This window comes from Nostoc sp. WHI (assembly GCF_015714725.1).
GTDB lineage: Bacteria > Cyanobacteriota > Cyanobacteriia > Cyanobacteriales > Nostocaceae > Nostoc.
The window spans coordinates 22,177-33,206 of the sequence record NZ_WBKM01000166.1 but is presented as its reverse complement, the minus strand read 5'-3'; the positions used below and the strand labels follow the sequence as shown (position 1 = coordinate 33,206).

Annotated in this window: 8 protein-coding genes; 5 read left to right on the top strand and 3 right to left on the bottom strand. The window is 42.0% G+C overall.

What is annotated here, in order from left to right; translation table 11 throughout:
* Nucleotides 1–159: 159 nt before the first annotated feature.
* The 3 genes from F8S12_RS17435 to F8S12_RS17425 all read right to left on the bottom strand — a co-directional run bounded on the left by F8S12_RS17435 (nucleotide 160) and on the right by F8S12_RS17425 (nucleotide 1,240).
* Entirely contained in the window at nucleotides 160–444 is a 285-nt protein-coding gene (locus F8S12_RS17435; protein ID WP_196517398.1) for a helix-turn-helix domain-containing protein, read from the bottom strand.
* The gene (locus F8S12_RS17430; RefSeq protein ID WP_196517397.1) at nucleotides 437–748 is read right to left on the bottom strand and encodes a hypothetical protein; all 312 of its coding nucleotides are present in this window, start codon (nucleotides 746–748) and stop codon (nucleotides 437–439) included. The genes F8S12_RS17435 and F8S12_RS17430 overlap by 8 nt, the downstream gene beginning before the upstream one ends.
* A gap of 117 nt (nucleotides 749–865) precedes the next feature.
* Nucleotides 866–1,240, bottom strand: coding sequence for a hypothetical protein (locus tag F8S12_RS17425; RefSeq protein ID WP_196517396.1), 375 nt, complete (start codon nucleotides 1,238–1,240; stop codon nucleotides 866–868).
* A 325-nt stretch (nucleotides 1,241–1,565) separates the two neighbouring features.
* Between F8S12_RS17425 and F8S12_RS17420 the strand changes: the two genes are divergently transcribed.
* The 5 genes from F8S12_RS17420 (at nucleotide 1,566) to F8S12_RS17400 (ending at nucleotide 11,017) form a co-directional block, all read left to right on the top strand.
* Entirely contained in the window at nucleotides 1,566–4,319 is a 2,754-nt protein-coding gene (locus F8S12_RS17420; RefSeq protein ID WP_196517395.1) for a type I restriction endonuclease subunit R, read from the top strand.
* 84 nt (nucleotides 4,320–4,403) lie between these two features.
* Nucleotides 4,404–6,308 carry a class I SAM-dependent DNA methyltransferase gene (locus F8S12_RS17415; protein ID WP_196517394.1) on the top strand — a complete coding sequence of 635 codons (1,905 nt, stop codon included), beginning with the start codon at nucleotides 4,404–4,406 and terminating at the stop codon, nucleotides 6,306–6,308.
* Nucleotides 6,305–7,951: a restriction endonuclease subunit S gene (locus F8S12_RS17410; RefSeq protein ID WP_196517393.1), complete on the top strand. Its 1,647-nt coding sequence runs from the start codon at nucleotides 6,305–6,307 to the stop codon at nucleotides 7,949–7,951. The genes F8S12_RS17415 and F8S12_RS17410 overlap by 4 nt, the downstream gene beginning before the upstream one ends.
* Nucleotides 7,948–9,903 carry an AAA family ATPase gene (locus F8S12_RS42010; RefSeq protein ID WP_196517392.1) on the top strand — a complete coding sequence of 652 codons (1,956 nt, stop codon included), beginning with the start codon at nucleotides 7,948–7,950 and terminating at the stop codon, nucleotides 9,901–9,903. Before F8S12_RS17410 ends, F8S12_RS42010 begins: the two co-directional genes overlap by 4 nt.
* Nucleotides 9,893–11,017 (top strand): hypothetical protein, encoded by a 1,125-nt coding sequence (locus F8S12_RS17400; RefSeq protein ID WP_196517391.1) that lies wholly within the window; start codon nucleotides 9,893–9,895, stop codon nucleotides 11,015–11,017. Before F8S12_RS42010 ends, F8S12_RS17400 begins: the two co-directional genes overlap by 11 nt.
* The last annotated feature ends 13 nt before the right edge of the window (nucleotides 11,018–11,030 follow it).

The following is an 11,030-nucleotide window of genomic DNA, read 5'->3' as shown; positions in this document are numbered from 1 at the left end:
TGTCAATTCAATACTGGAGGGCAGGTAATAGGAGTCATTGCTGGAGCGGTTCATGGAGCAGTGGGTAGGCTGGTGACGATAAATTGCACCCTACTACCTATTTTTTACGTCAGTCAAGGTGATGAAGAAAAGTTTTGTCAATTTGCAAAAACTGAAGGATTAATTCGGGTATTGAGGATTATGCCACTGTTCCAACAGAGGATGAATTACTTCGGCGTTGGTGAAAAGAAAATCAGCCACAGCCATAATTCTCTGATAAGGTAATCCAGCTTCTCGGCGGCTGGCTTGTCCACCCAACCAGTGATAAGCCGTAGATTTAGAGATGGCACAGATTTTTGCTAATTCTTCGTAACCCAATCCCCAACGATAGCTAAAATCTTGGGGGGACATGAAGATTTGGTTATGCAATTCTAGCAACTGCTGATGTTGTTGAGCTTCAGACATGATTGCCCTGAAACCTTTCCAAGGATGAGTTATCCAAGGGTTCGATATCATTCTCGAAAGCGAAGTCGCAGCTACAGGTGTCACAAGAGGGACTGCGTTCATCTAAAAGAACCAAATAATGTAAGCCAGTGGCAATGCAACTGGCTTGTTGGGTGTAGATTACTCCGATGACGCGGCCAAAGTCACCGTTGGGTACTTGAAACCAGCGCACCCATTCACCGAGATGAAATCTCTGCTGAGGTAATTCGCTGGGAATAACCTCTGGCATCGCTACTGGTGGAATTTGGGAAAACAGATCAGGCATAGTAATCTTTTTGGGTGCAAGTTGACCAACAACGGTAAATCAAGAAGAATTCTGATAAATAATATTAAACTTTTCCCTTGCCACTGTGGCAATAAAAACTTGCCATTTGGCAAGTGACTATTTAGCAGGATTTCTGCGTCGCTTTTGGTGATACACATCCCGGAGCTTTTGCAGATACTCTGGTTCAGTTTGGATTGCTGTCCAGATGTGGTGTGCCAATGCTAGGCGCTGTTTATGTTTCTCGCTTGGTATCCTCTGGTCAACGCCTTGGGAAAACCAATGATTAACGGTTGTTAGCGAACAGTCACAGATAAAAGCCAGTTCTTCTCGTGACACATCCCAATGTCTCAGAAACTCGTCGAGTTCCATTGGATAATCTTTTAAGGGTTGTAGATATGAGTTCAATACATCCCAGTGTCTCTGAGTTGGAATTTTTGGAGCAATACCCATAGCCTTCCTAATTGCCAAATGGCAAGTGATTGAGGCAATCATATCTTGGCGGATGTTGGCTTTGTTTGAAAGATAAATTACAAACAGAACAGCATTTTATTCGTTTTGTCTTTCTAAGGTATAAAAATATAGTTGCTGTTTTGTGATAATAATCACTCTCTTTTAGCAAAATTAGGAGAGCAAATTTTTCAAATAATTTTTTCAGATCGCTTTGTTCACAGAGAGGAAAAAATTGAATTATTGATATATTGGGCAGGAAAGGGCAAGATAGAGCTAAGTAAACTCTCGCCTTTATAACTTGGTACTTTTTATTCTGCCTCAAGTTAAAAATAGTTCACCAATAAAAAATTAGTTAGTCAACTGAGCAATGTCTCGTAATCCTTCAGAAGCTGAAACTCGCCAACACCTCATAAATCGCCAACTTGCTCAAGCTGGATGGAGTACTCAGCAAAGAAATCTGTTGGATGAGTTTCTACTTTCGGATACATTGAGGCAAGCTAAGGAAAGTCAGGGAACCTACTGGGTAGGTAACGAATATGTTGACTATGCTCTTGTAAGTCCAGACAAGAAACCATTAGCTATTGTAGAAGCAAAGAGAAGCAGTCGCGATGCTTTAGCTGGCAAGCGCCAAGCTAGCGATTATGCTGACCGCATCCGAGAAAAACACAAATTTGAACCCTTCATTTTTCTCTGCAACGGTGAAACTATTTATTTTTGGGATCGTGAGCGTTATCCACTGCGAATAGTTAGCGGTTTCTTTACAGAGGAGGATTTGGCACGTCTTGCGTTTCAGCGCCAGTATCGTGTGCCTTTAAATCAGTTTAGCGCTAGCAAAAATATTGTTGATCGTCTATACCAACTTGAAGCAATCAAGCGAGTTACTGAATCTTTAGAACAGGGACAGCGAAAGTTTCTGCTGGTAATGGCAACGGGAACAGGCAAAACTCGTACCGTAATTGCCTTAGTAGACTTATTGATGCGTGCTAAATGGATACAACGGGTTCTTTTTCTTGCAGATAGACGGGAGCTTGTGCGGCAGGCACTAGGCAACTTTAAAGAACATATTCCTAACGAAACTAGAGCGTGGATAGAAGGTAGGGAAGTTGATAGCACGGCTCGAATTCATGTAGCAACTTACCCCAGCATGATGAAAGTTTTCCAGCAACTTTCTCCTGGCTACTACGATCTAATCATTGCTGATGAAAGCCACCGTTCGATTTACGGACGCTATAAGGCGTTGTTTCAGCACTTCGATGCCTTACAGCTTGGCTTAACAGCAACTCCTACAGATTATATTGACCACAACACTTTTGAACTGTTTAAGTGTCTAGATGGATTGCCGACTTTTTACTATCCCTATGCAAGAGCGGTTGATGAAGGATATTTAGTCAACTACCGAGCGCTAGAAGCACAGACGACCTTTCAACTTCAGGGTATTAAAGCGGGGCAATTACCCCCAGAACTTCAGCGGCAAATAGAAGAACAGGGGATCGACCTGAGCGAACTTAATTTTGAGGGAGGCGACTTAGAGCGACGGGTGACAAATGCAGGTACAAACGATGCTCTGGTTAAAGAATTTATGGCGAAATGTCGTAAAGATGCGACAGGATCGCTGCCTGCCAAAACAATCATTTTTGCGATGAGCCACCGTCATGCAGTTGAGATTTGGAAGAGCTTCAATCGCCTTTACCCAGACTTGCAGAAACGAGGACTAGCAGAAGTTATTGATAGTCACATGGAGCGGGCTGATCGAACGCTGGATGATTTTAAGCGGAAGAATATGCCGCGAGTGGCGATTTCGGTGGATATGCTAGATACAGGAATTGATGTGCCTGCAATTCAAAATCTGGTATTTGCCAAACCTGTCTTCAGTCAGGTGAAATTCTGGCAGATGATTGGACGGGGGACTCGATTGTGGACAGATCCACAGACAGGGGAAAAGAAGGCAGATTTTCTGATCATTGATTTCTGGAACAATTTTGCTTACTTCAACATGAATCCAGAAGGAGAAATTGCTAGTCCAACAGAACCATTACCTGTACGATTGTTTCGGTTGCGGCTAGAAAAACTTGCTCTACTGAGAAGTCAGGAACAAACAGAGGCGATCGCTGCCACCATTACTCAACTTCAGCAAATGTTGGCGCAATTACCCACTGATAACATCAACGTGCGTCCTCACTTGCAGGAGTTAGCAGAATTGGCTACGGCTGGTGCTTGGAAGTCTTTAGATGAAGCTAAAGTTGAGCATTTGAGTACGGCGATCGCACCTTTGTTGCGGTTTTTGCCTGATATCAACCTGCCTGTAATGACGTTTGATGTAAAAATAGATCGGTTAGCCGTTACCTACCTTGCCGGACAAGTTGATCTGCTCGACAAGCAACGAGAATCTATAACCGAAGACTTAAAGCTGTTGCCCGCAAACCTACCTGATATTCAAGCACAACGGGAAAAGCTCGCCTGGATGAAGAGTGCTAAATTTTGGCAACATCTGAGTTACGATCGCATCTTGGATTTACAGACAACCTTTGATTCTTTGATGCGGTTTCGGCAGCGCCCCCGCAGAGACTTAATTGAGCTAAATCTGCCCGATCAGATTGCTACTCGTCGCTGGGTAATTTATGGGCCAAGTGGGGAAGGAGCCTTTGCTGAAAATTATCGAGAGCAGGTTGAAGCTCATGTGAAAACCCTAGCAGAGCAGCATCCCACAATACAAATGCTCATACGGGGTGAGAACTTGAGTGACAAAGAGATCGAATCTCTTGCCCATACGCTGAACCAGTCCGATCTGTTTGTGACAGAAGATGTCTTAAGAGAGGTGTACGATCGCCCAAATGCTACTCTCATAGATTTCCTGCGTCATATTCTAGGATTAGTTCAAATTACTAGCCAGGAAGAAGAAATTTCTACGGCGTTTGAGGAGTTTATTGCTGCCCATCCCGGTTTTTCAGCCAAGCAAATTTACTTTCTCAGAACTATGCGATCCGCAATATTGCGAAGGACAAGGTTGACAGTTCACCATTTGCAACAACCACCGTTTAGCCGAGTTGGAGCAGTGCATCGGTTGTTTGAAGAAGCAGAACTGGAAGAAATTCTGAACTTTTCCAATAAGTTTGTTGCGTAGGAAGGTTAAGCAACGTGGCTGAGATGACAACTTGGTAGTAACCTTATAAGCTTATACATTAGTCCTAATTTTGATTAATGTTCTGTGCTTTCACCGCAACTAAAACGAGAAATTCGTCAACTGTGGGATTATTTTTGGTCGGGTGGGATTGCTAACCCGTTAGCGGCCATCGAGCAAATTACTTATCTAGTGTTTTTAAAGCGGCTGGAGGACTTGAACCCGAAACTCTTTATTCCAGAGGAAGAGCGATGTCGCTGGAGCAATTTTAAGCACCTATCAGGAGATGCTTTATTGGAGCGGGTTCGGGGCGATGTGTTTAATTGGTTGCGATCGCTGGATACAGATGATCCACAAGTACAAAAATCTGAAACTGAAAGTTCTGAAGACAGTGCAGACCAAAAAACGAGCGAGAAGCATCAGGGGCGGATGAGCGATGCAGTCTTTTTGATTCCCAATGCAACATTGCTGCGACGGGCGATCGACACTATAGACAAGCTTTTCATTCCTTCACGCAATCAAGACACACTGGGCGATATCTATGAGCATCTGCTAGGTGAAATTGCCGAAGCTGGGAAAAATGGACAGTTTCGGACTCCCCGTCACATCATTCGGGTAATGTGCGATCTGGTGAATCCGCAATGGAACGATCGCATTTGTGACCCAGCGTGTGGGACAGCAGGATTTTTGGTTAATGCTTATCAGCACGTTCTTAAGACCCATACACATCCAGCAGGACTGGCATTTGAAGCCGATGGAACACCATTTAACTTAGCATATAACCCAAATAATAATCATATTGAACGCATAGATATGGTGGGTGAACATCTTTCCACTGAACAGGATAAATATCTCCGAGAAAACGCCCTCTATGGCTACGATTTTGACAAAACGATGGTGCGTTTGGGTTGGATGAACCTGATTCAGCACGGCATTGAAAAGCCGAAGATTAACTACGCAAATACGCTAGGCAGTGCGTTTAATCAAAAGATTCAGTCTGGTGAAGTGGGTGATTTTAGCGTGATTTTGGCAAACCCGCCATTTACAGGGAGTTTAGATAAAACAGATATTGGTGAAACACTTCAGGATCTTAAAACTAATAAAACCGAACTCCTATTTATAGAACTGATTTTGCAGCTTTTGACAATTGGTGGTAGAGCAGCAGTAATTGTACCCGAAGGGGTGCTGTTTGGCTCAACTAAAGCACACAAAATTTTGAGGGAAAAGCTGGTTGCAGAAAACACTTTGAGAGGAGTGATTTCGTTACCAGGAGGTGTGTTTCAGCCCTATACCAATGTGAAAACTTCGATTTTGCTGTTTAACAAGGGCGGTAAAACCGATGAGGTTTGGTTTTATGAGGTAGCAAAGGATGGGGAAACGCTGGATGCAAAGCGTAACCCTAGACCACAGGAAAATGACCTATGGGATTTAACACTGAAATATCGGCTGCAATTTGAAGAATCTGCCCCAGCATTTGTAGATGGCGAAACCTGGAAGCAATGGCAGACGATGGAACCCAAAAGGCGATCGGTTTCTTATGCTAGACCGATTATCGAAACTGAGATATTCCGCTCCGAGGAGCCTGAAGACCGCGAAATTAATGACAAAATCAAAAAGATTAAGGTTCTATTTCACCTGTGGTACAAATCACTTCGACAAATCCAGAAACAACAGCCCATTAATTCTGAAAAACTGAAACTTTGGCTCTTCAGTCTTGGCTATCACTTCTTGTTTGCCGTTGTCACCTTTCCAGTTGATATTTTTGAAGGTCTGGAAACTGAAGAATTAACTGAGCCTAAAAACTGGTCATCCTCTACGGAAGATATCTCTGGAAATGATCACAATTTGTCTGCTGGGCGTTATAAACCACTTACATTAGGCACTGAAAAATACGACACTCCAGCACAAATTATTTCTGAGTTGCAAGATTTAGAGAGTATAATTCAATCTAAATTAAATTCTTTACTCTCGATGATAGAGGGTAAGAAATGATTGATTTAAAAGAATTACTATCAAATTGGAAAATAATAACATTAGGCGAACTCTCTTCTTTAATTCAATATGGATTGAATGCAAGTGCTGAACAAGAAGGTAAAGGATTTCTATATTTAAGAATATCTGATATCAATGATGATGGCAATGTAAATTTAGCAAATCCAAAGTATTTATCTAAAAACACACAGAATGTAGCTAAATATGTTCTTGAACCTGGAGATATTATAATAGCTCGTAGTGGTAGTGTTGGTCGCAGTTTTGTTTATCAAAGTTCCAACGAACCCTGGGTTTTTGCATCTTATTTAATCAGATTTCGCATCAGGAAAGATTTAGCATATCCGGATTATATTGGTTTCTTCATGCGCTCACTGTCTTATCGCAAATATATTGATAAGATGAGTAGGTCAGTTGCTCAAGCTAACATAAATAGTAAAGAACTATCTAAACTTCCGATCCCTCTGCCACCATTGCCGGAACAAAGACGAATTATTGATATTCTGCGGGAAGCCGACGAAATTCGTTGTTTGCGAAAACAAGCAAATGACAAAACAAAACAAATTTTGCCCTCAATCTTTGAAGAAACATTTGGAGAAGTTGATAATTCTTGGGAAGAGGGCAGATTGAATGATGTCATTAAAAAACTAAGTCCTGGGAAGAGTTTTGCAGCTAGCTCTCAGCCTGCTAGAGAAGGAAAATTGGGTGTTCTAAAGGTTAGTGCGGTTACTCAAGGAGTATTTAAACCAGAGGAAAATAAAGAATTACCTGATAATCTTTCATTTCCAACTGATTACGAGGTGGAAAATGGAGATTTAATAATTAGTCGAGCGAATACGCAGGAGCTTGTTGGTGCATCTGCTATTGTTCGTAATACACGAAGAGGTTTATTACGTTCTGATAAATTGTGGAAGGTAGTTTTACACAAGGAACCAAAAGTTAATGTGTATTTTTTATGGGCATTATTAAATACACCAAAACTCAGACTAGAAATCGGTAATAGATCAACTGGTACAAGTAGCTCAATGCGAAATATTTCTCAAGATAAATTTTTAGATATTCAAGTAAAGCTACCACCTAAACCTCTACAGGATGAATTTGAGGAAAAAGTAAAATTACTGTGGGAGCAGAACGATGACCAGGAAAACTCTGCAAATAAATTAGATAGTCTCTTCAAATCTCTTCTTGCCCAAGCTTTTACAGGTGAATTGACTGCAAGTTGGCGAGAACAGCATCAGTCGGAACTCGCAGCAGCAGAGCGGGATCAACTGCTCCAGATATCTCAGCCTGTGGATACGGAGGAACTGGCGGACGAGGAAGCAAGCGAAACTAAGATATCGGAACTGCACCGCGATCGCGATGAACTTTTACGAAGCTTAAGCAAGAGCCAATGGAAAATTTATGAATTGGTAATTCAAGAAACTGCCTATTTTACTCCCGAACACCTGGAAGAAAAATATTCCATTCCCCGCAACATTGGTCACAAGAGCTTGCAGTTATTAGCTGCTGCCGGACTTATTGTTCCTGTAACTTTGCCCACTCCTACGTCTAGTGGATTACACTATGAATCGGCTTATCGTAACTTAAACCAGTATGATGATACCCGGTATAGTGATGATGCATTATTAGAGAAGGATGCTGTGTGAGGTTACGCTACTTACATCTCTGGGGAACACCGCCATTACACGAACTAATCACTACCTTTAACCAGGAACAAATCCTGGGGCGTAAATGCGCTATTCGCTTTGTAGTTGGCGTAAACGGCACTGGCAAAACCCAACTACTGCAAACCCTCTCAGAAATTTTTCTCAGCCTGGAAAGAAATCAACTACCACCTTTTCGGGTTACATTTGCCTACGACCTGGACAAAATTGGAGAAGAAAATCGCTCTGCAACTATATATCTCCGTTATCCACAGGAGACCGCTTCATCCGCAGCCATCTTCGCTGTATTGGAACGACGCTTAGAGGATCAAGACTGGGAAGACCTAGAAAACATTTCCACCGAAAATTTTGAAAATGATGTTCCGGGAATTTTGCTCCTTATTCGCGGCAATCAACTCGGTAGTGCCATTCGTCCCTATCTGCCTAAAGTTCTGTTAGCCTACACTTCCGGCGCAACCGAAACTTGGTCAACCCTGTTTGCCAATCAGCAGACTGAACGTGAAAATTTACCTGATGCTGTGTTTGAGGAAATTACCCCTGAAGAAGAACGTCCTCCTAATTGGGATCTGGGTCAAGAAAAACCTTATCGAGAACAGGAAGGATTAGAACCTCTACCAGAGCTAGAGCCAAGTGCTGAAGGAGCGCAAACTCGGAGCATCGGCTATTATGTCTCTCCCCAAGCACTTAAACTTGTCTTCTTTGCTGTTGCGCTGCACCAAGCGCGAAAAGACTTTCAGGAAATGCCCACCGAACAAGCAGAACAAGCTTACCGCGATCGCATCGAGCAAGCTATCCAAAATCATGAACCGATGACTGGGCTGCGGGGACTGTTCAATAAAATTGACTGGCTTTGGTTGATTAGCGTCAATTTTCAGATTCTCTTTCAACCTACCCACTTTTCTCAGCAGACCCGCGTACTGACTCGTCTCTACCCTATAGCCACTGCCGTCATCCGCGAACCTGTTCCGAGCGATTGCCGGAAACTCGTCTTTGACCTGCGTCGCTCCCTGCCAAATCAAACCGATATCGATACCAGCACTTGCGCGGCACTCATCCGAGCAATCTGCGACAAACTCGATACTGCGATCGATGAAATCACACCCTTTGATATCTTTAAGCAGCTGCTATCGTGGCAAGAACAAGGCTGGCTCCAAGACTTAACGATGACCTTCTGCAAACGTAATGTCGAAGATGTTTTGCTTTACAACTGGCTAAGTGACGGTGAACGGGTATTTTTGGGACGGATGGCATTATTTCAACTGCTGCGGGGCGAAAACGATGCCCTGATGATTCTAGATGAGCCAGAAACTCACTTCAACGACGTTTGGAAACGTGAAATCGTTGATATAATTGATACCAGCTTAAGAGATAATAACAGTGAAGTCATCATCTCCACTCACTCCAGTATCTCACTCACAGATGTCTTTGATACCGAGATAACTCTGCTCTATAAAAATGAAATTGATGGTGCGATCGCCATCATTGAGCCAAGAATAACCACCTTCGGAGCTTCACCCAATGAAATTATGATTGATATTTTTGATGCCCCTGAGAGCGTAGGCAAGCGTGCTACAGAGTTCTTGGATCTAGTGTTGATGCTAGCTGCCCACCCAGATCATGTACAAACTGTTTGGGCAGTAATTGATAGTGAGCGTACTACAATTCTTCAGCTACCAGAATTTCAGCAACTTAGAGAATTTGTCCAAGAGTTACCTCATCAATATGATGGTAATGATTCTGAACAGCTTGACGAACAAATACTCAGAGTCTTGAAATCAATTCGTAGGTATACCCAAAGAAAACGAGATAAAGAAGATGTCAGCGTGACTGAAACCTTAGAAGTTCTTAAAGAAAAGATTGGCCCCGGATATTACGAATTTGAGTTTCGTCGTCGTTTAAGAGCATTACGAGAAAGGGAATCTAGTGTTTCATAAAATTAATTTTCCTAGTTGCGTTAACCAACTGGAAAGAATTGTTTCATTTCAACGTAAATTATTAAATTTTGCTTGTAGTTCTAGTGCCTCCTTACCAATTACAGAGAGCCAACTTAAAACAGAGTTCGGCGATGAGATTGGTGAGTGGCTATGGGAAAAGTTATGGACTAAGCGTAAAAGTGGCAAGAAGGCTCAATCAAAATTTCATAAAGCATTAGAGAAACTTATTAGATATATAGAACGCCACTCTACGATGAGTGCAAAAATCATGGATGCTTTCGACCATGACATACAATTTCATAAACATTTAAATGACCCTAATTTTAACTTTAAGTACCGTGGAGAACTTAGCCTTACAGTTCAAAAGGTAGTGAAGGCATTACTTACAGCATTCTATACAGACCTTCTAGCATCTGGTTTTCCTTCAGCTATTCATGGGCAAACTCAAAAATTTAATCGAGATAAATTTATTTCATCTTTTTGGAGCGCTAATTCCAAGTTAGAAGTGTGTCCAGCTTGCGATGGTCGTCGTTCTCCGAAGATAGAAAACAAAGTTTATAGCGATGCGGATCACTTTTTTCCTAAATCAATTTATCCATTTTTATCAGTTCATTATGCGAATCTTGTGCCGCTGTGCCTTGATTGTAACCGAAGTATGAAGGGTGACAGAGATCCTATCGATGACCCAAGTAAAGAACCTTTAGTAAATACCTTTCACCCATACGCTAATCCCGCAATTAGCCAAGTTGATGTAATAGTCAGCCGCAATCAAGTTGGTAAACGACAGGTCAAGATTGAAGACAAGGCTGGTATGCCATCTCGCCGTGTTGCCAGCTTAAATCGAGTATTTAAGTTAGAAAAACAATGGCTAGACCATTTAGATTACGTTGTAAAGTCTACTGTAGAAGATGTAATTGAGTTCAGACGAAGGCTAACAAGGAGAAGACTTACATTAACATTAGACGATTTGAAGGATGATTTAGAGGATAAGCTTACAGGAAATCTCACCAAGCTAGGAGAAAAACACTACTATGTTATGCAATGCAGCTATTTGCATTATACCTTAACGAATAATCAGGAATTAACTGAATTACTTGCGGAGTCTACTAAGTAATAAATTTTATAAA